Here is a 25,711-nt window from a genome sequence, read left to right on the forward strand (position 1 = left end):
CGAAGTGCTCCGCTCGACTTGCATGTATTAGGCACGCCGCCAGCGTTCGTCCTGAGCCAGGATCAAACTCTCCATAATAGTTGAACGATTGCTCGTCCTTATTGAAAGCTGAATAGCTCAATTGACTTGCTAGCGAGATTGTTAATCTCATTAATGAACGATTGCTCGCTCAAGTTTACTCACTCGTTGTTCAGTTTTCAAAGATCAATGTCTTTCGTACACTGCCGCGTTTCCGAAGCAGCGAGAAGTAATATACCATGTCGAAATTTGATTTGCAAGTATTTTTTTTAATCTTTTTTGAAGAGCATTTCATGCTGCTTTCAACTTGCCTCACAACGACAGAATAGCAATATACCATGGTTCCAGCATGAAATCAACCTCGAAAAGAACAAAGCCGAAACTTTGTTCTTTCCCTAGGTATCTCGCTCTTCAATACCAGCTTGTGAAAACTGAAGAAGTCCCGTAAGCCAAAGGTATTGCTGCTCCAATCATGATAATCGGCCCCCACCACGTGAACATAGAAATCCCCAAAAACAAACTAATCAAGATAAGCGCCGGAAGCACAAGAATTGGAGTCGCCAATTGAAGAGCTCGATGCTTCTCCGTATCCTCAATTGAGAAGAGGGACAGAAACGGTGCCGTTAACTCATCTTTGCAAAACGATTTCCTCCAAAAGGACAGCAGACATGCTGCAAGAATCCAGACCGTAATTTTCAGAAATCCGGGCAAAATAAACATAACTCCGCTGATCAAGGCGGCAAACTGCAGAGACTGCTTCCACTGCGTACCGTTTCTAAAGAAGGATTTGGCGAGCAGATCGGCGATTCCGTTGCTTGCGCCCTTTCCCTTGAACAAACGCTGAGAGCTCTTGAACAACAGCGGCCGCTTCCGCTTCGGTCTTCTGTTCCGTTCCACGACGCGAATCAGCATCAGAGAGACGATCCGCATCCGCGCATCTCTTTCTCTGGCGATGTCCGCGAAGAACGTCCCCTTTTCACGCAGCCGCACTCTCCCTAAGTACACAATCAAAGCCAAGAGAGCAAGCAAAACCGCCCAAATATAACTCGTGTTATGGCTAATCGCAGCAACCAATGTTTGATACAGGAAGAAAAGCGCCGCAAAAGCCGCGATCCGCAGCAGCCAAAGCACAACACCACGAAAGCGCAGTGCCAGCAGTTGGCGAAGCAAGCCTAGATTAATTTTAAGCAAATAAGTAAGCAGCCAGAGGCTGACAGCCTGAGACACTCCAAAGGCATACGTCTTAACCAGCAGGGGCAGGAACAGAAGCATAAGCAGCAGCGTTGTGACCCCTTGCAGCACAAGCGAGTACCTGTAGCCAAGCAGCATGAGATGCTGAAACCATCCCTCGTTCTGTCTGAGAAAGAGCTGGTCCCCTTCTTCGACATAATACCGAATCGTTCCGAGCCAAGTGAACAGATAGCATACCGTGCCGACAGTGAACAGCGGGATCATGCTAAACCAGGAAGGCGGACTCATCCACCATGAGTAATATTGATAGCCTGCCACAATCAACAGCGGAATGACGAAATAAATGGCAATAATCCAATCCACCGCTGTTCGCAAAGCTTTATATTGATACAACCAATCGGACCGAACACGCCGCGCAAAAATCTGAAAGCTGTTAGTCAAGGTTCACGCCCCCTCTCACAATAAAGAGTGGAAGCAGTCGAATAACGGCGCGTCCGGCATGCCGCACTGCTGCCTGATGTCCTGCAGAGTGCCTTCCGCCACCAATCTTCCCCCCGACAGCAGCACGAACGAGCTGCAAATTCTCTCCGCCGTATCCAACACATGAGTGCTCATCAGAATACCGGCGCCGCGCTTGCGTTCCTCATCCAGCATCCCCAAGAAATCCTTGATCGCCTTCGGGTCCAAACCAATGAAAGGCTCATCGACGATATACACATCCGGTTTATTCAAAAAACCGAGAATCAGCATAATTTTCTGCTGCATCCCCTTAGAAAACTTCCCCGGCAATTGATGCTTCTCATCCAGCAGCCGAAAACGGTGCAGCAGATCGTCCGCACGCTCCAGAAATACGTTTCGATCCAGCTCATAGACGGAAGCGGCGAATTCCATATGCTCCCACAGCGTCAGCTCGTCATACAGAATCGGATGCTCCGGAATGTAGGCATAGCTTTTACGTTCCCCTCTAAAGGAAACCGTGCCCTTGAAATCCTTCAACAAGCCCAGGATGCTTTTCATCGTTGTACTTTTGCCGGCTCCGTTCGGTCCAAGCAGGCCAACAAGCTCGCCTTGCCGCACCTGAAAATGAATGTTTCGGATCGTATCCGGAGCCTCTTCGTAACCAGCCTGATCGATATGTACATCTAATACAGCCATTCGTTGTTCTTCTGGCATTCCCGGCCACATCTCCTCGCGTCGCATCCTATATATTGAATTCTTGCATGTCCGCCCTTATTTTTCAAGTTAGACATCCCTAGGCATGGTCTTATCCAGCGTCCCCAGTCATATAGTACTAAGTGAATAACTGAACCGTCCTATCCTTCGATGATGAGGAGGTGTGCATGATGTCAGGACAGCACGAGCATGGATCTGCTTATTTCGAGAAAGTGCTGAATATCATCGATGTCGGCGTTCATCTTATCGACCGCAAAGGCATCACTATTTTCTATAACGACAAAATGGCGGAAACAGACGGGCTTCAGCGGGAGGAGGTCGTCGGGAAAAATTTCTTCGAGCTCTTCCCTTCGCTCACCCACGAAACAAGTACATTCATGAAGGTGCTCCAAACCGGCGTCGAGATCCGGGAGAAAATCCAAACCTATGTCAGCGTCACCGGCAAAAGAATTACCACCATCAACAGCACATACCCGCTTCTGGATAACGGAGAGGTCATCGGTGCTCTCGAGGTGGCGAAAGACATAACGAGCATCGTTCAGCTCCACGATCAGATCCTGGATCTGCGCCATCAAATTTACGAGACCCCCTCCTCGGCCAAAGATAAAAAACATGCAGGCTCCGCCCGCTACCATTTCAGCGATCTGATCGGACATAACAAGCAGTTCCTGGAGACGGTCTCCTTCGCCAAAAAAGCATCGCGTACAAGCTCGCCCGTCCTGATCTGCGGTCCTACCGGCACTGGCAAAGAACTGTTCGCCCAGAGCATCCATAATGCCGGGGCGCGGAGAAGCCGCCTGTTTATTGCACAAAACTGCGCCGCCGTCCCCAATGAGCTGATGGAGGGTATTATGTTCGGTACCGCACGGGGCGCCTTCACGGGGGCCATCGATAGGGCGGGTTTATTCGAGCAGGCCAGCGGCGGGACGCTTTTTCTCGATGAACTGAATTCCCTGGATCTGTTCCTGCAAGCCAAACTGCTGCGCGTGCTGCAGGACGGGCTCGTTCGCCGGGTCGGGGGGACGAAGGAACAGCAGGTGGACGTCCGCATCATTACCGCCATGAACATGGATCCCCAAGAAGCCTTGGATAAAGGCCTTCTGCGCAGCGATCTTTTTTACAGGCTGAATGTCGTCAATCTCACTCTTCCCCCGCTATCGCTAAGAACGGATGATATACCGCTGCTTACCCATCATTTTATCGATAAGTTCAATGCCATGTTCGGGATGAAAATAGCGGGAATCACGCCGGCCGCCATGGAGCGCCTGCTTCACTATCCTTGGCCGGGGAATATTCGCGAGCTGAGCCATGCAATCGAATCGACCTACAATATGATGGATCTCGAATGCGAAATCATTGAGGAAGCCCATCTCCCCTCGTCGATACGCAACCACAAGTCGATAAGCATCGAGGAGGCTCCTGTCGTCAACGGGCTAACCGATAAAGTGAAGCAGTTGGAAAAGGATGCCATCACCGCCGCCCTTGCCCGGCATCAGTACAACATCACCCTGACGGCACAGGCGCTTGGAATGAAGCGGCAAGCGCTGCAATATAAGCTGAACCGTTACGGCATTGTGAGGAAGCCATAGCAGGTCGTTCGACTCCGTAGGGAGTCTTTTTTCGTTGTGACGCGGGGCTGAGTAAACGTTGGCATGCTTCTTGCATCTTCTATAACTGAGACGACATCAATACTGGAGGTGCCCATATGGAACGACGTCACTGGAAACAGATTTCGCTATGGAGCAACGTCACGGATGAGCAGTGGAACGATTGGCTTTGGCAGCTGACACATACCATTCGTTCCTTGGATGATTTAAAGAAGGTGGTCCATTTAACTCCCGAAGAAGAAGAGGGCGTGCGTATTTCGACGCAAACGATACCTTTGAATATTACCCCCTACTATGCATCCCTGATGAATCCCGACGATCCGCGCTGCCCGATTCGGATGCAGTCCGTCCCGGTCTCCGCCGAATTATTGAAAACCAAATACGACCTGGAGGACCCCCTTCATGAGGATGAGGACTCCCCCACGCCCGGTTTGACACATCGCTACCCGGACAGAGTGCTATTCCTCGTCACCAACCAATGCTCTATGTACTGCCGCTACTGCACGCGCCGCCGCTTCTCCGGCCAGGTCGGCATGGGCGTACCCAAGAAACAGTTGGACGACGCAATCGCCTATATCCGCAATACGCCGGAAGTTCGCGATGTGCTGTTATCCGGCGGTGACGGGCTGCTAATCAACGACAACATTCTGGAGTATATATTGAAAAATTTGCGGGCGATCCCCCATGTAGAAATTATTCGCATCGGCACGCGGGCGCCGGTTGTATTCCCGCAGCGGATTACGGAGCATCTGTGCACCATGATCAAAAAATACCATCCGGTCTGGCTGAATACGCATTTCAACCATCCGCTCGAAATGACGGAAGAAGCCAAACTGGCCTGCGCCATGCTCGCCGACGCCGGGGTACCGCTGGGCAATCAGTCCGTTATTTTGGCCGGCATCAACGACAGCACCTACATCATGAAGAAGCTGATGCATGACCTCGTCAAAATGCGCGTGCGCCCTTATTACATTTACCAGTGCGATTTGTCCGAGGGTATCGGCCATTTCCGCGCGCCGGTGTCGAAGGGGCTGGAGATTATCGAGTCGCTGCGCGGGCATACGTCGGGCTACGCTGTGCCTACTTTCGTCGTCGACGCCCCCGGCGGAGGCGGCAAAATAGCGCTGCAGCCGAACTATTTGATCTCGCAGAGCCAGGATAAAGTCATTTTGCGCAACTACGAGGGCGTGATCGTCGGATATCCCGAGCCCAAGAACTATGTGCCGGGCCGTGCAGACGAATATTTCAACGAGGTATACGGTTTGGAGAAGCAGCCGGAAAGCACAGGCATCATCGCGCTCATGAAAGATGAAAAATTCAACCTGGTGCCAGAAAATTTGCGCCGTATCGGCCGCCGCAAAGCGTATCTGGACTCGCCGGACCACGCCTCCTTGAAGGATCGCCGCTCCAAGCGGGATGAGATGAAGGATAAGCTGATGAAGGCGCAGCAGAAGGATAGTAAGGCGACAGGATCCGAGATGGAGAGCAAGGCGACAGGATCGGAGATGCAGAGCAAGGCGACAGGATCCGTGATGGAGAGCAAGGCGACAGGATCCGTGATGGAGAGCAAGGCGACAGGATCGGAGTTGGAGAGCAAGGCGACAGGATCGGAGATGGAGAGCAAGGCGACAGGCGAAGGGACGAATGGTGAGTAAGGCGGTAAAAAGCGGAACGAACATAAGGTGTGTGAAGAGCCGAACAGCGAGTAAGACGTGCGATGAGCCGGACGGTGAGTTAGGCAATGAGCGAAGAGCCGAACAGTGAGTAATGCAGGTGAAGAGCGGAACAGTGAGTAATGCAGGTGAAGAGCGGAACAGTGAGTAATGCAGGTGAAGAGCGGAACGGTGAGTAAGGCGGTAAGCGCTTGGCAGCTTGCGGCGGACAAAGTCATCTGCTGCTCGGGGAGAATTGAGCGAACGCCTGCGGAACCCTGCTCCTTTTAAATGACAGGCTATCTCATCCGGTCCTAGTGACCTGAATGGATAGCCTGTTTTTGCTTGCTTGTTAGACGAACGGAAATAGGATGCGCTAATCATGTTGAAAGTCCCCTTCTCGGCCGGATGAGGGAAATAGGATTCGCTATTTACCTCTTTTCCGACCACTTATAAGCATTTGAGTGCAATTAAGGAACTGTATTTCCGCTTAACCTCGAAATTCTCTTATCTTCGTTCAAATAGCGGATTGTATTTCCCCTTCCCTCCAAAGGGGACTCATTTGGGAAGGTTGCCGCTTAGGCTCCAATTATAGGCGCAAAAGCAGCGCTCCTCTACTTTTTGAAACAGACCAGCTTCAGCTCCGTCATCTCTTCTACCGCGTATTTGACGCCCTCCCGCCCGGTTCCGCTCTCCTTCACGCCTCCGTACGGCATATGGTCGACGCGGAAAGTGGGGATGTCGTTGATCATAACGCCACCCACCTCGAGCGCCTCTGCGGCGGCAAAAGCCGTTCGCAGATCAGACGTATAAACGCCCGCTTGAAGGCCATACCGGGAATCGTTGACCAGCTGTATGCCCTCTTCGACCGAGGCGATTTTGTTGATCATCACGACGGGAGCGAAAGCTTCCGAGCAGGAGATGCTGCTGTCAGGACGAACAGCAAGCAGCACCGTCGGATGCACGAGATTGCCGTCGCTGCGGTTACCGGCAGCGATGACCGCGCCCGCCTGCTCGGCTTCCGCGACCCAAGCCAATGCGCGTTGCGCATCATGGGGAGAGATGACCGCGGACAGGTCCGTCTGCGGATCGAGCGGATCGCCTAGCTGGAGCGATTCCGTCTGTTTGACAAATTTCCAGACGAACTCGTCAAACAATGCCTCATGCACGTAGATGCGCTGCAAGGAGATACATACTTGGCCGGCATAGGAAAATGCCCCGGTAACGGCCCTGGCGATCATTTCATCCACGTTCACGCCTTGATCCACGATGAGCGCCGAGTTCGATCCCAGCTCCAGGGTAACTTTCTTAAGTCCAGCCTTATTGCGGATCGCAATCCCGACCTCCGGGCTGCCGGTGAAACTCACCGCTTTGACGCGCTCATCCGTCACCAGCATGTCGCCGATCGCGCTCCCGCTTCCCGTGACGACATTGAGCGCCCCGGCAGGGAGTCCCGCCTGCTCCAGCAGCTCCGCCAAAAGCAGCGCGGACAGAGGAGTTTGACCTGCCGGCTTCAGCACGATCGTATTGCCGGCAGCGAGCGCAGGCCCTACTTTGTGGGCAACCAAGTTCATCGGGAAGTTGAACGGGGTGATTGCCGCCACGACGCCCAGCGGCTGGCGAATCGTGTAGGCGATCCGATCCTCCCCGCCGGGGGCAGCGTCCATCGGAATCGTTTCACCGTGTATCCGCTTCGCCTCTTCCGCAGCGAACTTGTATGTCGTTATGGTTCGCTCTACCTCTTGCCTTGCTGTTTTCAGAGGTTTTGCCGCTTCCAGCGCGATCAACTGCGCGCATTCTTCCGCTTTCTCGCGAATCAAGGCGCTGAGCCGCTCCAAGATCGCGGCACGCTCATGCGCCGGCATCCGCGCCATCCGCGGCTTCGCACGCTCAGCCGCTTCAATCGCGCGCTGTACGTCAGCCGGACCCGCGTATGCAATTTCGGCGATTTGTTCGCCGCTATAAGGCGAGAACAATGGGCGGTAATCATCTGCTTCGACCCATTGCCCATCAATGTATAATTTTTTTCTCATGCTGTTCTTCCTTTCAGCGTTAGAAGTAGCACCGTCAGCGCTCGATTAGGACGGGGTTAGGACAGGAGCAAGAACAGGCTAAGACGGCTAGCACCGGGGCTGGGACGAGCTGGAACGGGCTGAGTTGAGCTGAGTTGAGCTGAGTTGGGCTTAGCTGGCTGAGCTGGACTTAGCTAGGCTGAGCTGGGTGAGCTGGGTGAGCTGGGCTGAGCTAGCTCTGAGTTGGGCTTAGCTGAGGGCGGAATTGAATAGCGCGCATCTGCAGTCCGCTACTCCGCCGGCACGCAAGCCCGCAAAGCAAGCTCCAAAACATCCAACCCTTCCGCAAGCTGATCGTCCGTAATCACCAGCGGACTCAGCATGCGAATCACATTCCCGTAGATGCCCGCGCTCATCACGATAACCCCATGCCGGTGGGCCTCCTGCAGCACCCGCGCCGTCAACGCTTTATCCGGCTCCCGGCTCTCCCGGTCCTTCACCAGCTCGATCGCACTCATCGCGCCGAGCGTGCGAACGTCCCCGATGCAGCCGAATTCCTGCTGCAGCCGCAGAAACCGCTCGCTGACGGCATCCCCGATTGCCACAGCGCGATCGGCTAACCGCTCCTCCAGCAGCATGTCAATGACCTGCAGCGCAGCTGCGCAGCCAAGCGGACTGCCGCCGTACGTGCCGCCGATTTCGCCGACGCCGGGAGCGTCCATGATGTCCGCTCTGCCGGTTACGGCGCTGATCGGCAGGCCGGCCGCAATCGATTTGGACATCGTCATCAAGTCGGGCACGACGCCATGGTGCTCCATGGCGAACATTTTGCCCGTCCGCCCGAAGCCCGTCTGCACTTCGTCGGCGATCAGCAGAATGCCATATCGCTCGCATACGGCCTTAACACCCTGAATGAAGCGCGAAGACGGAATGACGAAGCCCCCTTCGCCTTGAACCGGCTCCAGGATGACGGCAGCGACCTCCTCGCCCGGCACCTCGACCAGAAAGAAGTCGTCGAATTTCTGCAGCAAGAAGGCATCCAGCTCCTCGGCGGACATGCCCTCCGGCGCTCTGTAATAGTACGGATAAGGCAGCTTATACGTATCGGGCGCGAACGGGCCGAAACCGTGTTTGTAGGGCTTCACCTTGCTGGTCAGCGACATCGCCATATAAGTGCGGCCGTGAAAGCCTCGCTCGAAGGAAATGACCGCTCTGCGCCCCGAATATTTGCGGGCGATTTTCACCGCGTTCTCGACAGCTTCCGCACCGCTGTTCAAGAAGAACGTTTTCTTCGGATGCTGCCCCGGCGTAATCTCGTTAAGTTTCTCGGCCAAAGCCACATAGGGTTCATACATCATGACATGAAAGCTGGGATGCACATAGAGATCGAGCTGTGCCTTCAGCGCTTCGACGACCTTTGGCGGGCAATGCCCGACATTCAAGGAGCCGATGGCCCCTGCGAAATCGATAAATGTATTGCCGTCGACATCGGTGAGCAGTGCTCCCGCACCCTTGGCTGCAAAGGTCGGGACCGTATTGAACGGCCCCCGCGGGATGCTAGCCAGCCGGCGCTCCAGCAGAAGCTGCGCTTGCGGTCCCGGCAGCGCAGTTCGCATCTCAATGAATTTCGTCGGCTTCCCTTGGGTTTCCATTTCCATCTCCATTTCCATTTCCATTTCCTTCTCCATCCCCATCCCCTATGACCTCCATTCTGTCAAAACCGCACCAGTGAATCAAGGTCAGCGCAATGATCTCCGCCGCCGCAAACAAGTCATCCAGCACGATGTGTTCGTTCGGATAATGCGCAGCTTGCGTGATGCCGGGGCCGAAGATGATGCAGGGCGTCTCCCCCAGCAACGTCAACAGCCCGCCGTCGGTCCCCCAAGGCGACGCCTCGATCGCAGGCTCCTCCCGTTGAACCTCCCGGTACTGCCGAATGAGCACCTCCATGAGAGGATGAGCGGGATCGACGCTGCCCGGAACCCATTGCGCCCCGAACCATTCCAATTCCGGGGGATGCTCGGCAAACCAAGGATCGGCTTGCGGCAGCCGTTCCATCCACGTTCGCATTTCCGCTTTGGCTTCTTCCAGCAGCTCCTCCGGAGCCACCCCCATGCGGCCCTCCAGCTTCACCGAATCGGGAACGGACGATGGCCAGTTCCCCCCTTGAATGACCCCCAAATTAATGGGAATCGGAATCGGATTGTTCGCGTACAGAGGATCTGTGATCCGGTCATTGCGAACACGTTCCAGCTCCCGGATATGTTCGATGACCTTCACGCTTTTCTCGATCGCGCTGACCCCTTCATACCTCGTTCCGCCATGGGCCGAGCGGCCCTTGACCGTCACGCGGAACCACATCGACCCCTGCTGCTTGGGAAAAATGCGCATGTTAGTCGGCTCCGGTATAAGCGCCCCATCGGCCCGGTAGCCTTTCACAATGGCAGCCAGCGTTCCCGCTCCGCCGCTCTCTTCCTCTACGACGCTTTGGACAATGACGTCGCCCTTCAGCTTCAGCCCCAGCCCTTGAATAGCGCCAAGCGCGAGCATAATCGCAGCGTTGCCGCCCTTCATATCCGTCGCCCCGCGTCCGTACAGCTTCCCGCCCGCGACTTGGCCGCTGTACGGATCGTGCCGCCACTGGCCGCGCTCCCCTTCCGGCACCACATCCACATGACCGTTCAGCAGAAGCGAGCGGCCTCCGCCGGCTCCCTTCCATACGCCCGCAACATTGGGGCTTCCGGCAAACCTGCTGCGCGGCGAGCAGAAATAAGGATGTCCGGCAAGCTCTTCGCCGTCCGGCTCCCACATCTCGACATCCATGCCCAATCCCCGCAACCGCTCGGCAACGAGCAGCTGAACTTCCTGTTCGTTGCCTTGCGTGCTGGCCATTCTGACCATGCGCTGCAGCAGCGCCGTTCCTTCATCCCGATGGTCTGCAATCCATGCATGCACCAGCCCCCGCAGATCGGGCGGCTCCGGTTTCGTCATCGCAATCCCTCCTCAGGTACGGCTTCCCGGCATCCCTTCAGGGGATGTAAACGATATGCTCCGGTATCACTAAAGCGGCTTCCGTGTTCCGCACAACGTCTTCAACCGTGTAGGGAGACATGATCTCTTTGAGCAGCAGTCCATGCTCCGTCACTTCCATCACAGCCATTTCCGTAATAATCAGCTTCACACAGCCCATCGCCGTCAGCGGCAAATCGCACCGCTTCTTGATCTTCGACTCGCCCTGCCGGTTGACGTGGTTCATGAGCACGATCACTTGCTTCGCTTTCTGCGCGAGTTCCATAGCGCCGCCAATGCCGGCCACCCGTTTGCCCGGCACGATCCAATTCGCCAGATCGCCCCGCTCGCTAACCTCAAGCGCCCCGAGAATCGTCATGTCGATGCGGCCGCGGCGAATCATGGCAAAGGCGATCGAGCTGTCGCAGTAAGAAGCTCCGTCGACAACGGTCACCGGGTACCCGCCGGCATTGCAGAGGAAGGCATCCTCCTCCCCCGGCTCCGGGGCTCCCCCCGCGCACAGAATTCCATTCTCTGCATGAAAAACGACGTGCACATCCTCCGGGACATAATCCGCAACTTGGGTCGGAATGCCGATGCCGAGATTGACCACCATGCCGTTTCGCAGTTCCTGTGCGGCACGCCTCGCTATTCGCTCGCGGTTTTCTTTTCCCATACCCATTGCCAGTTCACTCCTTTGCTCTGGATGACCATATCGACGAAAATGCCCGGTGTCACAATGCTCTCCGGATCCAATGTCCCCAACGGTACAATTTCGTCAACTTCAGCAATCGTAAACGCTCCGGCCATGGCGACCAATGGATTCAAATTTCTGCCGCTTTTCTCGTAAACCAGGTTGCCGAACGGGTCGGCTTTCCGCGCATGCACGATGGCAATGTCGGCCGTCAAAGCCGGCTCCACCAGATACGTTCGCCCGCCGACCTCGACCGTCTCCCGGCCCTCCCCCATCATCGTGCCGACGCCGACGTCGACCAGGATGCCGCCGAGTCCGACGCCGCCGGCCCGAATTTTTTCCGCCAGCGTACCTTGGGGGTAGAAGACGACCTCCATCCTCCCGTCCTCCATCCGCTGGCCGGCGTGCGGGTTGGAGCCGATATGAGAGGCGATGACCTTCCTCACTCTCCCTTCCGTCACCAAACGGCCAATGCCGATATGCGGGAACCCGGTATCGTTGCCGATTAACGTCAGTTCGGCGACCCCTTTGGCCAGCATACCTTCGACCAGCGTCGGCGGCGTACCGATCCCGCCAAAACCGCCGTACATCAGCGTGCAGCCGTCGTTAATCTTGTGAAGCGCCTCCTCCAGGCTCCTCACCTTGCTCCGTTCCGCTCTTTCCATCCGAGCCACCTCCTACGGGTCTATCGCGAGCTCCTCTATGACTTCCCGAACGGCTTCCTCCAAAAGCTGTACGAGCAGATCGATCTCCGCTTCCGTAATGACCAGCGGCGGGGCCACAATGATCGCATCCCCCGCGCCATCGACTGCGCCCCCGGCCGGATACACCAACAGCCCCTTGGCAAAGGCGCGGTCGATGATCCTGGAGGTGACGCCAGCCTCCGGCGGAAACATCGACCGGTCGTCGCGGCTGCGGACGAACTCGAGCCCAAGCAGCAGCCCGCGGCCTCTGACATCGCCGATCTGGGCGATGCCGTCCGCCATTTGCCGCAGCTTCGCAAGCAAATAATCGCCTTTGCTTTGCGCAGCCTCAGCCAGCCGGTGCTTCTGGGCGTACTCCAGGACGGCCAACGCCACGGCCGCCGACTGCGGGTTGGCGCTGTACGTATGGCCGGCCATGATGCTCTTGGAGCCTTGCAGGATAGGCTTCATGACATGGTCCTTGACCATCGTGGCAGCCATAGGCGTATAGCCGGCGCTCATGCCCTTGCCCAGCGCGATCAGATCGGGCTGGACGCCGTCATGCTCGATGCCGAACATCGCGCCCGTCCGGCCGATGCCGGTCATGACCTCGTCGGCGATCAACAAAATCTCATGGCGGTCGCAGATTTCCTTGATCCTGCCGAAGTAGCCTTCGGGCGGCACAAGAGCCCCTCCGGCAGCCCCGACGACAGGCTCCGCGATGAAAGCGGCGATATGCTCGGCGCCGATCCGCTTGATCGCGGTATCCAAGTCATCGGCGCAGGCCAGCTTGCATGACGGCGACGCCAGCTTAAGCGGGCAGCGGTAGCAATAAGCCGGTGCGACCACCGGGTAATCCTCCAGCAGCGGAATAAACCGCCTGCGTCTCAGCACATGTCCGGACATCGACAGCGCGCCCATGGTGATGCCGTGATAGCTCATCCGCCGGGAAATAACTTTGTTCTTGCCCGGGCGCCCGCGCTCTTGCCAGTGTTGGATGGCGATCTTCATCGCCGTTTCCGTCGCTTCGGAGCCGCTGTTCACGAAGAAGGACCAGTAGTCCCCTCCGGGCGCCAAATCGCTCAGCTTCTTCGCCAGCTTCTCGGCCGGCTCGCTTGTAAACTGGGACCGGTATACAAAGGATACCTTCGCCGCCTGCTCCATCATCGCATCGATGATTTCCTGCACGCCGTGCCCGATCCCGGCGGTGACAGCTCCCGATGACGCATCGAGATACGCCTTACCCTGCTCGTCGTAGAGGAACACCCCTTTCCCGTAATGGACAGTAGGATATTGACGATTCAAAACCGGCTTGATGACATGCTCCCGCTCCATAGGACACCCCCTTGAAGGCTTACTTCAAGAACATATTTTTGATGCGCGGAGCTTTCAGCAGCTCCTCATAACGGAATGCGCTGCCCAGCGCGGAGACATCATGCCAGTACAGCATCTCCTCAATTTGCTGGGCCGTCTCTTCGGACACATAGGTGCGGCAATTGGCGCACTCGATGGCGGGAACGTCCTTGATCTGCACCGCCATTCTGCCATCCGGCATGATCCAATAGCAGTCTTTAACACTCTCGCGGACGTCTTCTCTTTCACACCACATGCATGGCATCGGTTTCATCCTCCTTATGGCTTGCCGGGTTCCTTGCGCGCAGCTTGCTGCTGCCTATTTACGAAGCAAAATTCATGCCAACTTCAAAGCAGGCAGGACGATTAGATTCAAGGCTAATCTGACGGAACGGTGCATATAACCTTGGTAAGAAAGGGGAAATGCGAGATGCCAAGCGATCGGCCGGCTTATACGAATGAGGTTGAGACAGGCAGCGACTATACGGTAAGCTTTTGCCTCGATTACAGAAATAAGCGATTGCGGGTGGACGACTACCAGGGCAACCCCGAGGCCATATACAGACGGGTCGCCGAAGCGGCTCAAAGCCATGCGTTAACGAAGGTTTTCATCAAATCGCGGGAGCAGGACTGGCAATATTTCCTGGGAAAAGGTTGTATGCTTGAGGGCATTTACAAGGGCTACTTTCACGGCATGGATGCGTACTGCATGGCCTTTTATACCGATCTGGAGCGGAGAAGCAGCGATTATTGGATCGAGGAGGACCGCATTTTGCAGCAGGTGTTGGCGCTTGCCCGCAAACCGGACCGGCCCAAGGTGCCGGACCATCTCACCCTGCGTATCGCGCTGGCGGAGGATGCGGATCGGTTGTCAAATTTGTACGGCCGCATTTTCCAAACCTATCCCACCCCGATGAACGATCCGGCATATGTAGCCGCAACGATGCGGGAGGGAACGATTTATTATCTGGTCGAATCGCAAGATGAGCTCGTCAGCGCCGCTTCGGCAGAAGTGAATGCGGCCTACGCCAATGCGGAAATGACCGACTGCGCCACACTGCCTGCATACCGGAATCAAGGGCTGATGCGGCTTCTGATGCATGCTTTGGAGGATGAGCTGCTCACCCGCCGAATCACCTGCGCGTATTCGCTGTCCAGAGCCTTGTCGCCGGGCATGAACGCCGTTTTCTACCAGATGGGCTACGGGTATTACGGCAGGCTGACGAAAAATTGCGATATCTACGACAAGTATGAAGATATGAATTTGTGGGCCAAAGCCTTAAACGCGCCTTGACCCTCTAAGCTATCTATATGCGTTTCCTCCGCAAGGAAGAAGAAATGCCTAGTTCTTCGCGGTATTTGGTCACCGTCCGGCGCGAAACGGCAATGCCCTCCCCGGCGAGCAGATCGGCCAGCTTCTGATCGGAGTATGGCTTCGTAAGCTGCTCGCCTTGAATCAGCTCCTTGAGTCTCGCCTTCACGCGCTCGGACGACGTATCGTCTCCGCTGCCCTGCGCCAGCCCTGACGGAAAAAAATACTTCAGCTCGAAGATGCCCCACGGCGTTTGGGCGTATTTGCCAGCTGTCGCCCGGCTGACGGTCGATTCGTGCATGCCGAGCTTATCGGCGATCTGCTTCAATGTCAGCGGCCTTAGGTAGGCTGCACCCTGCTCGAAAAAGGCGCTCTGCTCCTCTGCAATCGCCGCCGCAACACGGAGAATCGTCTTGCGCCTCTGCTCCAGGCATTTCAGGAAGAACGTCGCCGCCTGCCATTTGCCGGCAAGAAACCGCGCCGCCTCGCTCGCGTCCCTTCCCTCCTTCACAATGCGCTCATAGTAGCCGTTCAAGGACAGGCGCGGGAGCCCGGCCTGGCAGACAGACAGGGCGAGACGGCCGTCCGCCTGCTCATAGATGACCTCGGGTATGACATAAGGAACGGTTTCCGTCTGAAAGGCAGCGCCGGGCTTCGGATTGAGCCCTCGAATAACGTTCATGGCCGCTTGAATATGCTGCGGTGATGCCTGCAAGACCTGCGCCAATTTGTGTACATGATAGTCCCCGACATCCTTCAGGTGGCTGCGGATCATCTCCGCGACAAGCGGGAAGCTTTCGGCCACAGGCCCGATTTGCAGCAGCAAGCATTCCCGCAGATTCCTGGCGCCTACGCCGGCCGGCTCCAAAGACTGCAAAATGGCCAACGCCTGCTCGGCACGCTCACGGTCGACCTTCAGGATGTCCGCTATTTCATCGATCGAGGATCTCAGGTAGCCGTTGCCGTCCAAATTGCCGATGAGGAACATAACGATGCGCCGCATGGCTGGCGGGAGCTCACGGGCGAAGAGCAGCTGCTCTTTCAAATGCCGCTCCAAAGAGATCTCATTCGAAGCCGCTCGATAGAGCGGGTCTGCTTCCATGTCCACCGCATCCCGGCGATTGGATATATAGCGGGATCCCCCCCATGCATGCGGCGAGGAGAATTCCAAAAGCGGATTCTCCAACATCTCCTGCTGGACAACCTCCATGAGTTCCGGCGCTGACAGCTGCAGGATCGAGATGGCTTTGCGCAGCTGCGGTGTCAGCCGCATTTTCACCGATTGCTGTTGATACATCCCGTATCCCGGGCGCATAAGCATCATTCCTTTGAGGTCGCAACTCTAGTAAATTTCGATAGATTACGTATAGAAAAATAGAAAATAGACAACTCTAGTAGCTATAACTCTATTATTTTTCTTTTGAGGAGGAGCTACGATGTTGCTAAGAATCTTATTTACGGTGTTGACCATTCCTTTGTTGTTCAGTTTATGGCTTGCAGATAAAGCCTATTCCTATCCAAGCAGTGATGATCATACAGATCTTCCCCCTTCCTACACGGTTGCGGCAAAGGTCACGGAACCGGAGCCTGACACCGGCGCGTCAACGGCTGCATCCGCTGCGGTGCCTACGACTCAGTACCAGATAAACCGGGGAGATACCCTTTTTCAAATCGCCCGTGATTTCGGGATCGACGTCAACGACTTGATGGCTGCCAACCAAATTTACAATCCGAAAAGCTTAACGATCGGCCAAACACTGACCATCCCGGCATCGGTCGGAGGCACAGACGCCCCCAGGTCGCAGCCGAAAATTATAAAAAAAGTGATCAACACCACACTGACGGCTTATACGGCCGGCTTCGAATCTACAGGCAAAAAAGCCTCTCACCCCGAGTACGGAATAACGTACAGCGGACTTAAGGCCAAAGAGGGACGAACGATCGCCGTCGACCCTAACGTCATTCCGCTGGGATCTACGGTGTTCATCGAAGGGATCGGCATTCGCAAAGCGGAGGATATCGGCTCGGCCATTCGCGGTTCGCGCATCGACGTGTTCATGAACGATCTGGGACAAGCCAAGGAATTCGGCATAAAGAAAAATGTGAAGGTGTATGTACTGGATAGGGAACTGATTTAGACGGTAAAAAAACCTAGTGCGTGAAATGCCCCCCATGGTTAAACACCATTGAAGAATTGGAGGTGCAGTTCACTGCGACTAGGTTTTCTCCGTCACTACGAATAAGAAGCCAGTTTATGAAACACGACGTTCATCTCGCGCAACCCGTCATGCAGCGCATCGATCGGCACATGCCGAATCTCGCAGGAACGGTCTACGGCAATTGATGCTGCGATGCCGGCCGCCTGACCCAGCGCATAGCAGGTCGGCTGCACGCGCATGGAAGACATGGCGACATGCGTAGCGGAGATCGCGCGTCCCGCCACCAGCAAATTGTCGATGGCAGCCGGCACCATACAGCGGTACGGAATATCGTAGCCGCTGACTTTGCGTTCGTCCGTCGTCTTCTTCCCGTCAGGACTGTGGATGTCGATCTCATAATTGGTCTGAGCCACAACATCCGGGAAGCGGCGTCCTTCCACCACGTCGTGCTCGGTGAGCGTATATAGTCCTTGAATTTGATTCGTTTCCCGCACGCCGACCTGATTGGCTACATGAGACAGCGCGTACGTCTCGAAGCCGTTCCGCTGCAAGTAATGCACAATGGAGAACACCTGTCTGAGCGCCTCGGTCTCTGCGTAATTGACATCCTTGATCGTGGCGCCGTTTCCTTTGACCCGGGTCATGTTCACGAGCAGCTGCCCGTCCTTGTTGCGCTCCCAATACAAGTGCCGTCCCTGCGGGAGGTCGGACACGTTCTCGTAATAGTAGCAGCCTTCCGGCAAAATCGGAGTTACCGGCTTCCCCGTGTTCTGCATCATGAACATAAGCGTCATCGGCTGTGTCAACCCGTCGCCTTCCCTTCCCGAGGTATGCGGCACCCCGGCATCGAGAGCGACCCTGGCATCCCCCGTGCAGTCGATAAACTGCAGCGCTTCAAATGCTTTCAGCCCTTCGCGGGTCGAAGCGACCACGGCCTCCAAGCGGCTTCCGTTCTTAACCGCACCGACGAACTCCGTGTGATAAATGACTTCGACGCCTTCTTTCTTCATTTTCTCATTCAAATAATGTCTGAGCTCAAACGGCGAATATTGCGGGGCAATGGACACATCGTGATGCTCCGGCAAATATTCGGCAAGCACCTCGGCGATCATCTCCCGATAGATTCCGGTCACATTCCCGATCGGCATGAAAATACTGACGTTCCCCAGCGTCCCCATGCCGCCGAGCTGCCCGGATTTCTCCAGCACAATCACCTTCTTGCCGCGTCTGGCTGCAGAGATCGCAGCCGCCGTTCCGGCAGGCCCTCCGCCAATGACCACTACATCGGCTCGATCGTAAGTCTCTATTTGTCTTTGAAAATCGTAAGTCCGCTTATCATTCGTCATTTGTCTTCATTCCCTTCCCGTTTGGCCCATGCCTCAAAGGCTTTCTGCCGCTCTTCAAATTCGTAATCCGCCACCTGGCGCACGTAATCGAGATCCTCGCCAAACAGCTCCGGCGTCCACTTCCTTCCGAAAGCGGCATGCGTCACTTCATCCGCCCAGTCATAATCCTGGAACCGTTCCATCAGCTTGTGCTTCGCTTCATCCCGGCAAAACTCGTATTCGGCGATTTTGCCCGGGCACCGCATCGCCTTCTCTTCGAAGCCGATGCTAAGAATCGCATAACGCTGGGCCGGGTGCTTGACGATCAGCGGGTCGTAACCGCCGACATACTGCCGGAGCGCCATCCAATCGATACCCTCCGCCTCCATCGCCGCCTGCCCGAACAGCGCATGCCGCACTTCATCCCATAGATGGCGCGCCAGGTCCTGATAAAACTCCCACGGCATATTCGCTTGATCGTAGATAACGCTCGCCACATTTTCTACCGCCGCCATTTCCTCTTGCCGGGATTTCATCATACTTAGCAGCTTCACGCGCACAGGGTCATCGGATTGACCCGGGATGGCGGTGCGGCCGAGTGCCGGCGGGCCCATGCGCTTGGCGTCGCGAACGGCCTGCCTCGGCATTTCGTAGGCCGTGCCCGAACGCCAGCGGGGCGGCAGCTTAATCGAAGCGCCTTGCTCGCCGGTCATACCGCCGGCTGCAGCCAGGAAAGAGCCGATCCGGCGCTCGAACTCTTCGGCCTGCGCCACGGACTCACCCTCGCTTTGCAGCGTCTGAATCATGCTTTCGCCCCACGCGATCGCTTCCTGCAAATCGGTACAGAGTCCCCTCAGCAGGCGAATGGTCGGATAGTCCACCAGCTGCTGCGTGTCCGCCATATGCTGCGTATACGCTTTCAGCAATGCCGGCTTCACCACTCGGTAGATGCCTACCAGCAGCTCCATGTCGCTCTCAGCATGGATAAGCTCATCGAACAGCAGCGCCAGCGAGATGTTCGGCTCTTTGTGCAGCATCATCGGAGACGTTCGCAGCTCCATCATGCGGCGGCGCAGCGATCCGACCGCTTCAGCGTCTTCATAGAGATGCTTGCCGAGCGCAGCCTTAAGGTGCCAATGGCTTCTCGCCGGAAGCTGGCCGGCGGCGCAGCGAAACAGCCGCTCATGAATATAGCTGTATCTTCGCAGCAGCTTGGAGTTCTGCTCCACGCTGTACCTGCCCGTTTCATATGGATGAAGAATGCCTACATACGCAGTTCCCGGCATCGCCTGGCAGCCTCCCTATCATGAAGTGATGTTTATGTTCGCTCTCTGGCTTCATTATAGGGGGCTAAGCGACTCTCTGGCTTTGTCAAAATGCATAGGTAATTTATCAAAACGTCTTTTTCATGATTTGCGTCTGATTTGACTTGGCGGGCATCCGAAGCGGAGTTTATACATTTTTGAAAAGTGGTGCACACTCGAGAAGCCGCAGCTGTCCGCGATGTCCTGAAGCGGTAAAGCCGTGCTTCGCAGCAGCTCCGTCGCGTAGTCGAGACGCAGCTTGAGCAAATATTGATGGGGGGCCATGCCGAATTGCGCGCGGAAATGCATGGAGAAGTAAGAACGGGACATGAGCGCCTTATGGGCCATTTCCTCCACGGTGAGCGGCTCGGCCAGCCGGTACTGCATATAGGCGGGAACCCAATTCAGCGAAGTGGAGCGGTTATGCTCGGTCGTGATGTCGGTCGTGTACTCTTTCAAAATTTCCAGCACCATCTCTGCAGCATGCACCTGCGCCTGGAGGAAATCGAGGGCGTTCTTGCGGTTCCAGTGCGCGATTGCCTGCTGCAGCGACTCCAGCATCCATTCGTGTCTGGGCAGCTTGAGCACATACGGAATCGCGATATCCGCGTAAGCTTTCAAATTTGGCTGCATCGCAACTGCATCGGGATTATAGCCTTGGTCGACCGGCACGATCATTTCGGGGCGATTCTCCGCCAAGTAGGGGAACAGCTCCAAATGCAGCGACAAAAGCGTCAACTGCGACTGGGATTCCATCTGATGCACGATGCCCGGCTGGACGAAAATGAACTGCCCCTGCTTCACCTCATATTGCTCTCCCTCTACCCGCAGGCGGAATGACCCATTCTGCACATAAAGCAGCATATAATCGGTGATGATTCTCGGCGGCGTAATCCATTGCTGGAAGTGCAGCAGGTCCGCGTAACGGATGTACGGCTGCAGCTTTTGATTGAAAATCGACTCGGCGGACATGGGGATTGGGATTCTCCGTTCTTCATAGGATCTTTCTATTCTAAAAGAATCCGGGAGGATTGGAAAGTAAGTGCTTTCAACCAGAGTTCCGCTGGCCTATCAGGCGGTGCGCAGAGGGGTGTAAGGGAGTCCGGATCGGGCTTGATCCGACACATCGTATAGATTCTTCGGTGATCACTGGAAATCGGTGATTCTATTCGAAAAATCATATAGATTCTTCGGTGATCGCGGGAAATCGGCGATTCTATTCGAAAAATCATATAGATATGCAGCAAGGAGGAGGCCGGGGCAAATCTGCAGACAGATGGTGCGTGAAGTCGAGGACATAACTCGGGGACTTGGCTGCAAGCGGATATATGATGTGTAAAGCCGGGTATCATCGAGACGATTGCTCCGCTGTTCCGTGGGCCGCAGTCAGGCTTGCCCCGGCTGGCTGCGAACTCCCCCTAACGGACACAGCAGCCCTTATTCGGCCTTTTGCGGCCGAATTCATGATCTAACGGACACACGTGCAGCTATTTGCCCAAAATCAGTGCGATACCGCACCGATCTCGGCAAATAAGGACACGGGTGTCCGTTAGATCGGCTAGCTCGCGCTCCTGGCACAAATTACGGCCGTACTGTCCGTTAAACGTGGAGGAGCGCGTCTGCTCTCCGGTGCCTCGGCATAGCCGCCGCAAGCAGGCCCGGTCGGCCCGCAGCGACCGCAACCCTCGGTCCGGCGAACGGCCCGCGGCCGACTTGCAGCCCGTACATGCAGCTAGTCTTCCGCAGATTGGCGGCGCCCTGGTTCACTAGCTGCCGCCTAGAGGGAGCGCCCATCGGCCACACCACAAAATGCTGTCTGCCCAGGCTTCGTTAAGCCTTGAGTAGACAGCCTTTTTCACGGCAGTCGTGCTGCCCGGCCCCTGCGAAGCGGATCACTCCCCCAGCTGCCAAGCATCCAAGCTCTCCAGCCGAGCCGCTCCCCTCTCGGCAAACAGCTTGATGCCGACGCTGTCCGCCGCCGGATAGATCCGGTTCGTGACGGTCTTCATCCCGTCATTGGCGAACAGCTCGACCGACGAGCGGTCGAGGAACAGGTGCAGCTTCACGCGCCCGTCCGCCAGCGGCTCCAGCTGCACCTCGCTGACGCCCGCGTCGCCGGCGCCGGCGCGCGTGCGGTCAACGCCAAGCTTGCGCTCAGCCGCCGAGTACACCACCTTGGTGTACTCAGAGCCGTCTTCCGAGCAGCGCAGCAGCAGGCCGAATTCCGCATGCTCAGCGGAATTGCTCACATCATAGACGGCGATAATCTCCAGCGAATCGCCGGCCACGCCCGGCAGCGCCACCACCGTACCGGCGCCGACGGTAAGCCCGCTCACACGCCGGTGCTCTCCGCGCAGCGCGGTCAACTCCGCTGCAGGCCGCATCCGCAGCGTGCCGTCCTCCGCCAGCGTCAGCTCGCGGGGCAGTGTGAACGCCCCCATCCAGCCCCGCTCCTGCTCCGGCATGCGGGCCCCCCAAATATTCATCCAACCGAACAGGATGCGCCGGCCGCTATCGTCGGCGAACGTTTGCGGAGCGTAGAAGTCGAACCCGTAATCCAGCCGCTCGGCATAACGGCGCTCGAAAACCCCCGTCTCGTAATTTAGCGAGCCGGTCATATACATCGTCTTCGTCGCCCCCATATTCATCGGGGAAATGATAAGGACATGGTCGTCACCTGTGCCTAAAGGAAACAAATCCGGGCATTCCCACATATCGCCCATCGTACCGTCGCTTTCGGCGGCTGCGCCCAGATAGCGCCAATTGCGCAGATTCGGCGAAGTATACAGGAGCGCTTTGCCCAAGCCGTCTTTGCCGTAACCGACGACCATGTACCAAGCCCCGTCATGACGCCATACTTTCGGATCACGGAAACCGAAGCCGCCTTCTTCCGGCGGTCCGGCAACGACCGGGTTGCCGGCCTCCTTGCGGAAGATCACCCCGTCGCCGCTTGTCGCCAGACACTGGACTTCCGTCGGTGTTCGCCCGTCGACATGTCCCGTATAGATCAGTGTCAGCACGCCGTCATCATCGACAGCGCTGCCCGACCAGCAGCCGTAGCCGCCGGTCTCTCCCGCGTCGTACGTCTCCGAAGGAGCGAGAGCAACCGGAAGGTGTTCCCAGTTCACGAGGTCTTTACTTTTGGCATGCCCCCAATGCATCGGCCCCCAAGAGGATTCGTACGGGTAGTGCTGATAGAAAGCATGATATTCATTTTGATAATAAATGAGTCCGTTCGGATCGTTCATCCAGCCTGCCGGCGGCATCAAATGATAGCGCAGTCTGTAGCTGTCGTCTCCCATCCCGGCCGCTTTACCCTCCAATACCGCACCAGCCCGCTCCACATACCGCTCATGCTTCGCGTTTTGTTCCCGTTCATCCAATCGCTCACTCATACGCCTTCTCCCTTCGACTGCATCAGTGTTTCTATCTCCGCCATCGTCCCCAGCGACGGAATCGCCCCTTTGCGGGTTGTCGCCAAGGCTCCTGCCGCATTCGCGAAAGTCAGCGCTTGCCGCATTTCATCCTCGCTCCATCCCAGCACAGGCTTGCCGGCCTGAAGCACCCGGTATAGGAAAGCGCCCAGAAAACCGTCGCCCGCCCCCGTCGTATCCACCGTCCGTACAGGAAAACTGCCGACCTTGCCCCATTTGCTGCCCAGCCGGTAATAGGAACCGGCCCGCCCGGCCGTGACCAGCACAAGCCCAATGCGATGCCGCTCCGCCAACTGATGCGAGGCTAGCTGAATATCCGCCTCCCCCGTAAGGAACGTAAGCTCCTCTTCCGATACCTTAACCAGATCGGCCAGATCCAGTCCAGCCGCTATCGCCTTCCTCGCTTGTTGACCGCTCTCCCATAAAGAAGGCCGCCAATTCGGATCATACGAGATAAGCGCTCCACTCTCCTTAGCCTTGCTTACAGCATAAACGGTCGCCGAACAGGCGGGCTCCACTGTCATCGAGATCGATCCGAAATGGCAAATGCGGGCTCCCTCCAGCAGCGCCAGGTTCACTTCATCCTCACGCAGCAGTTGATCCGCACCGGGACTTCGCGAGAAATGAAACGACCGCTCCCCTTGCGCATCCAGCTGAACGAAAGCCATCGTCGTATGCGCCTCTGCCGTGGTAACGAGCCCCTGGTCTGTGATGCCATATTCCAGCAGCGCTTGCCGCAAATATGTTCCGAACGGATCCGCGCCTACTTTGCCGATAAAACCGCTCTTCCCGCCCAGCTTTGCCGTCGCCGCCGCGACATTCACAGGCGCGCCTCCCGGATTGCGCTCGTAGACCGGCTGCCCGGCATCGGATACGCCATACGGTGTAAAGTCAATCAAGAATTCCCCTATTGCAATTACATCATAATTCATCTTAAGCTTCCTTTCACCCGGTTTATACAGTCCTTTCGACCAGCTTTAATTAGGTATGCGTGCAAACCAGTAAAGCCCTATCCTTTTATGCCCGACATCGTAATCCCCTGAATATAGTACCGCTGTAGAAAAAGGAACAACAGCAGAATCGGCGCCGTCGACAACGTATTGGCCGCAAGCACTTTGGACCAGTCCGTCCCTTCATTGGAGGAAAAGGCGGCAATGCCGACTTGAATCATCTGCATTTTCTGATCGTTAATGACAATAAGCGGCCAGAGGTACGAGTCCCAATTGCCAAGGAAGGTCATCAAACCTAATGTAATCAAAGCCGGTACTGCCGCCGGAAGCACGATCGATACGAAGGTGCGCGGCAAGCCGGCCCCGTCTATGCGCGCCGCCTCCATCATTTCACCAGGAACTTCCGCGAAAAATTGCCGCAGCATGAAAATGCCGAATACCGACAGCATCGAAGGCACGATCAGCGCCTTGTACGAATTGAGCCAGCCCAAATCATGCATGAGCAAATAATTCGGCACGAGCGTAACTTCCCCCGGAATGATCATCGCAGACATGAACAAGGCGAACAGGACGGTCTTGCAACGAAATCTAAGCTTGGCGAACGCGAAAGCCGCCATGGCGTTAATGATCAGCACGCCTGCGGTAACAACAGAAGCGACGAATAATGTATTCCACATATAGCGAAGGAACGGATTCCTGGTATTGAAAATAACATTATGGAAATTGCGCCACGTCCAGTCCACAGGAATAAGCAAATGAATGTCCAGTGACGTATATCGGAAAAGCTCCTGATAAGGCCGGAACGCCCCAGCCGCCATCCATACGATCGGAGCGACCGAAATCAGCGCGATGACGATCATGACGATGAGTCTAATGGTGTTGGCTATCGTTTTCACAGCGGTTCCCCCCTTATTTAATCCGCATCTTTATTAAACAGCTTCATCTGGATAAGCGAAATCGCCAGCACGATCGCGAACAGGACGAAGGCCGCCGCTGTCGCATACCCCATCCGCATCTGGGTAAACGCCTGCTTGTAGATATAGAAAACAACTGTCTCCGTCGAGCTGTTCGGCCCCCCGTTTGTCATGACGAACACGAGCCCTGACAGCTTAATTGCGTCGATCGTCGTCATAATGACCACGAAGGCCATCGTCCGGTTCAGCAGCGGCAGCGTAATCTTGGCAAACTGCTGTATCCGCGAAGCGCCATCGACCCGGGCAGCCTCGTACAGATCAGGGGAAATATTGTTCAATCCCGCAAGAAATATAATCATGAAAAAGCCTGCGCCCTTCCATATACCGAGCACAATAATGCCGTTCATCGCCGTATCCGGATCGGAAAGGAAGCTTGTTGCCGGCAGATGCATCGCCTTCAGCACGCTGTTGAGCAGCCCGAACTCCTTGTTGTAGATGAGCTTAAACACCGTCGCTGCGACCGCAGTGGATATAATCACGGGAATGAAATAGAGCGTGCGGAACAGAGCCGTACCGGCTGTTTTTCTCTGAATCAAAAGCGCCAGTCCCAGCGCAATGCTCGTCTGAACCGGAATAACGATAACGGCGAAATAGAACGAATGCTTCAGACTGTTTATAAAAGCTTGGTCCTTCATCAGCTGCACATAGTTGTCCCATCCGACGAACACATCGCCCGCGCCTACAAGCGAGTAGTTTTTGAAGCTGATGACGAAGGCTTGCAGCATCGGGTAGAACACGAAAACGAGCAGCAAAGCGATCGCGGGCAAAATAAACCAGAATGCGGTCGCCTGTTCATGCTTGCGGAAGGCATGCGATTTCTTCCTGGTCTGTGAGGCAGTCTGGATCACCGTATCCATGGTT

The 25,711-nt window shown here is 56.1% G+C and carries 21 protein-coding genes, 1 rRNA gene and 1 pseudogene; 5 read left to right on the forward strand and 18 right to left on the reverse strand.

The window, feature by feature from the left end; translation table 11 throughout:
- The 3 genes from J2X61_RS28295 to J2X61_RS28305 all read right to left on the reverse strand — a co-directional run.
- Positions 1-78, reverse strand: a 16S ribosomal RNA gene (locus J2X61_RS28295); the annotation flags it as partial.
- Positions 79-429: 351 nt separating this feature from the next.
- Positions 430-1,650 (reverse strand): ABC transporter permease, encoded by a 1,221-nt coding sequence (locus J2X61_RS28300; protein ID WP_274472810.1) that lies wholly within the window; start codon positions 1,648-1,650, stop codon positions 430-432.
- Positions 1,651-1,665: 15 nt separating this feature from the next.
- Entirely contained in the window at positions 1,666-2,364 is a 699-nt protein-coding gene (locus J2X61_RS28305) for an ABC transporter ATP-binding protein (protein WP_379241115.1), read from the reverse strand.
- 188 nt (positions 2,365-2,552) lie between these two features.
- Between J2X61_RS28305 and J2X61_RS28310 the strand changes: the two genes are divergently transcribed.
- Complete coding sequence (locus J2X61_RS28310) at positions 2,553-3,971, forward strand: sigma-54 interaction domain-containing protein (RefSeq protein WP_310192757.1); 1,419 nt, start codon at positions 2,553-2,555, stop codon at positions 3,969-3,971.
- Between the two features lie 116 nt (positions 3,972-4,087).
- Positions 4,088-5,423, forward strand: a pseudogene (kamA, locus tag J2X61_RS28315) (lysine 2,3-aminomutase); the annotation flags it as partial.
- An 832-nt stretch (positions 5,424-6,255) separates the two neighbouring features.
- On the opposite strand, the gene J2X61_RS28320 reads toward kamA, so the two are convergent.
- The 7 genes from J2X61_RS28320 to J2X61_RS28350 form a co-directional block, all read right to left on the reverse strand.
- Entirely contained in the window at positions 6,256-7,674 is a 1,419-nt protein-coding gene (locus J2X61_RS28320) for an aldehyde dehydrogenase family protein (protein WP_310192760.1), read from the reverse strand.
- 269 nt (positions 7,675-7,943) lie between these two features.
- Positions 7,944-9,305 (reverse strand): 4-aminobutyrate--2-oxoglutarate transaminase, encoded by a 1,362-nt coding sequence (gene gabT / locus J2X61_RS28325; RefSeq protein WP_274472821.1) that lies wholly within the window; start codon positions 9,303-9,305, stop codon positions 7,944-7,946.
- A complete protein-coding gene (locus tag J2X61_RS28330; protein WP_310192761.1) occupies positions 9,271-10,644 on the reverse strand; it encodes a peptidase in 1,374 nt (457 codons plus the stop codon). Before J2X61_RS28330 ends, gabT begins: the two co-directional genes overlap by 35 nt.
- 37 nt (positions 10,645-10,681) lie before the next feature.
- Positions 10,682-11,344 carry a 3-oxoacid CoA-transferase subunit B gene (locus tag J2X61_RS28335; protein ID WP_274472805.1) on the reverse strand — a complete coding sequence of 221 codons (663 nt, stop codon included), beginning with the start codon at positions 11,342-11,344 and terminating at the stop codon, positions 10,682-10,684.
- Positions 11,311-12,021, reverse strand: a complete 711-nt coding sequence (locus tag J2X61_RS28340; RefSeq protein ID WP_310192763.1) for a CoA transferase subunit A — start codon at positions 12,019-12,021, stop codon at positions 11,311-11,313. Before J2X61_RS28340 ends, J2X61_RS28335 begins: the two co-directional genes overlap by 34 nt.
- A gap of 12 nt (positions 12,022-12,033) precedes the next feature.
- Positions 12,034-13,374: an aspartate aminotransferase family protein gene (locus J2X61_RS28345; RefSeq protein WP_274472803.1), complete on the reverse strand. Its 1,341-nt coding sequence runs from the start codon at positions 13,372-13,374 to the stop codon at positions 12,034-12,036.
- Positions 13,375-13,393: 19 nt separating this feature from the next.
- Entirely contained in the window at positions 13,394-13,648 is a 255-nt protein-coding gene (locus tag J2X61_RS28350) for a YokU family protein (RefSeq protein WP_310192766.1), read from the reverse strand.
- Positions 13,649-13,822: 174 nt separating this feature from the next.
- Here J2X61_RS28350 and ablB point away from each other — a divergent pair, with 174 nt between their 5' ends.
- On the forward strand, positions 13,823-14,686 hold the full coding sequence (gene ablB, locus J2X61_RS28355) for a putative beta-lysine N-acetyltransferase (protein WP_274472801.1): 864 nt from the start codon (positions 13,823-13,825) through the stop codon (positions 14,684-14,686).
- 13 nt (positions 14,687-14,699) lie between these two features.
- Here ablB and rpoN read toward each other — a convergent pair whose 3' ends face one another.
- Entirely contained in the window at positions 14,700-16,001 is a 1,302-nt protein-coding gene (gene rpoN, locus J2X61_RS28360; RefSeq protein WP_310192769.1) for an RNA polymerase factor sigma-54, read from the reverse strand.
- Between the two features lie 139 nt (positions 16,002-16,140).
- Here rpoN and J2X61_RS28365 point away from each other — a divergent pair, with 139 nt between their 5' ends.
- The gene (locus J2X61_RS28365; protein WP_310192772.1) at positions 16,141-16,842 is read left to right on the forward strand and encodes a 3D domain-containing protein; all 702 of its coding nucleotides are present in this window, start codon (positions 16,141-16,143) and stop codon (positions 16,840-16,842) included.
- Positions 16,843-16,937: 95 nt separating this feature from the next.
- On the opposite strand, the gene J2X61_RS28370 is transcribed toward J2X61_RS28365, so the two are convergent.
- From J2X61_RS28370 to J2X61_RS28380, 3 genes are all read right to left on the reverse strand, one after another.
- A complete protein-coding gene (locus tag J2X61_RS28370) occupies positions 16,938-18,209 on the reverse strand; it encodes an FAD-dependent oxidoreductase (RefSeq protein ID WP_274472798.1) in 1,272 nt (423 codons plus the stop codon).
- Positions 18,206-19,474, reverse strand: a complete 1,269-nt coding sequence (locus tag J2X61_RS28375; RefSeq protein WP_310192776.1) for a hypothetical protein — start codon at positions 19,472-19,474, stop codon at positions 18,206-18,208. Before J2X61_RS28375 ends, J2X61_RS28370 begins: the two co-directional genes overlap by 4 nt.
- Before the next feature lie 120 nt (positions 19,475-19,594).
- Positions 19,595-20,464 carry a helix-turn-helix domain-containing protein gene (locus J2X61_RS28380; protein WP_310192779.1) on the reverse strand — a complete coding sequence of 290 codons (870 nt, stop codon included), beginning with the start codon at positions 20,462-20,464 and terminating at the stop codon, positions 19,595-19,597.
- 570 nt (positions 20,465-21,034) lie between these two features.
- Here J2X61_RS28380 and J2X61_RS28385 point away from each other — a divergent pair.
- Positions 21,035-21,262 (forward strand): hypothetical protein, encoded by a 228-nt coding sequence (locus J2X61_RS28385; RefSeq protein ID WP_310192783.1) that lies wholly within the window; start codon positions 21,035-21,037, stop codon positions 21,260-21,262.
- A gap of 122 nt (positions 21,263-21,384) precedes the next feature.
- Here J2X61_RS28385 and J2X61_RS28390 read toward each other — a convergent pair whose 3' ends face one another.
- The 4 genes from J2X61_RS28390 to J2X61_RS28405 form a co-directional block, all read right to left on the reverse strand.
- Positions 21,385-22,794: a glycoside hydrolase family 32 protein gene (locus J2X61_RS28390; protein ID WP_379241113.1), complete on the reverse strand. Its 1,410-nt coding sequence runs from the start codon at positions 22,792-22,794 to the stop codon at positions 21,385-21,387.
- Between the two features lie 89 nt (positions 22,795-22,883).
- Positions 22,884-23,858, reverse strand: a complete 975-nt coding sequence (locus J2X61_RS28395; protein WP_310192786.1) for a carbohydrate kinase family protein — start codon at positions 23,856-23,858, stop codon at positions 22,884-22,886.
- Positions 23,859-23,935: 77 nt separating this feature from the next.
- Entirely contained in the window at positions 23,936-24,772 is an 837-nt protein-coding gene (locus J2X61_RS28400) for a carbohydrate ABC transporter permease (RefSeq protein ID WP_274472793.1), read from the reverse strand.
- A gap of 17 nt (positions 24,773-24,789) precedes the next feature.
- Complete coding sequence (locus J2X61_RS28405; RefSeq protein ID WP_274472792.1) at positions 24,790-25,707, reverse strand: carbohydrate ABC transporter permease; 918 nt, start codon at positions 25,705-25,707, stop codon at positions 24,790-24,792.
- Between the last annotated feature and the right edge of the window lie 4 nt (positions 25,708-25,711).

Source organism: Bacillus sp. 3255 (genome assembly GCF_031456485.1).
Taxonomy (GTDB): Bacteria; Bacillota; Bacilli; order Paenibacillales; family NBRC-103111; genus Paenibacillus_E.

Coding starts and splice junctions, on each gene's coding strand:
- J2X61_RS28305 (WP_379241115.1), bottom strand. CDS start 2,364: ATGGCTGTATTAGATGTACATATCGATCAGGCTGGTTACGAAGAGGCT.
- J2X61_RS28310 (WP_310192757.1), top strand. CDS start 2,553: ATGTCAGGACAGCACGAGCATGGATCTGCTTATTTCGAGAAAGTGCTG.
- J2X61_RS28320 (WP_310192760.1), bottom strand. CDS start 7,674: ATGAGAAAAAAATTATACATTGATGGGCAATGGGTCGAAGCAGATGAT.
- gabT (WP_274472821.1), bottom strand. CDS start 9,305: ATGGAAACCCAAGGGAAGCCGACGAAATTCATTGAGATGCGAACTGCG.
- J2X61_RS28330 (WP_310192761.1), bottom strand. CDS start 10,644: ATGACGAAACCGGAGCCGCCCGATCTGCGGGGGCTGGTGCATGCATGG.
- J2X61_RS28335 (WP_274472805.1), bottom strand. CDS start 11,344: ATGGGTATGGGAAAAGAAAACCGCGAGCGAATAGCGAGGCGTGCCGCA.
- J2X61_RS28340 (WP_310192763.1), bottom strand. CDS start 12,021: ATGGAAAGAGCGGAACGGAGCAAGGTGAGGAGCCTGGAGGAGGCGCTT.
- J2X61_RS28345 (WP_274472803.1), bottom strand. CDS start 13,374: ATGGAGCGGGAGCATGTCATCAAGCCGGTTTTGAATCGTCAATATCCT.
- J2X61_RS28350 (WP_310192766.1), bottom strand. CDS start 13,648: ATGTGGTGTGAAAGAGAAGACGTCCGCGAGAGTGTTAAAGACTGCTAT.
- ablB (WP_274472801.1), top strand. CDS start 13,823: ATGCCAAGCGATCGGCCGGCTTATACGAATGAGGTTGAGACAGGCAGC.
- rpoN (WP_310192769.1), bottom strand. CDS start 16,001: ATGTATCAACAGCAATCGGTGAAAATGCGGCTGACACCGCAGCTGCGC.
- J2X61_RS28365 (WP_310192772.1), top strand. CDS start 16,141: ATGTTGCTAAGAATCTTATTTACGGTGTTGACCATTCCTTTGTTGTTC.
- J2X61_RS28370 (WP_274472798.1), bottom strand. CDS start 18,209: ATGACGAATGATAAGCGGACTTACGATTTTCAAAGACAAATAGAGACT.
- J2X61_RS28375 (WP_310192776.1), bottom strand. CDS start 19,474: ATGCCGGGAACTGCGTATGTAGGCATTCTTCATCCATATGAAACGGGC.
- J2X61_RS28380 (WP_310192779.1), bottom strand. CDS start 20,464: ATGTCCGCCGAGTCGATTTTCAATCAAAAGCTGCAGCCGTACATCCGT.
- J2X61_RS28390 (WP_379241113.1), bottom strand. CDS start 22,794: ATGGGAGACGACAGCTACAGACTGCGCTATCATTTGATGCCGCCGGCA.
- J2X61_RS28395 (WP_310192786.1), bottom strand. CDS start 23,858: ATGAATTATGATGTAATTGCAATAGGGGAATTCTTGATTGACTTTACA.
- J2X61_RS28405 (WP_274472792.1), bottom strand. CDS start 25,707: ATGGATACGGTGATCCAGACTGCCTCACAGACCAGGAAGAAATCGCAT.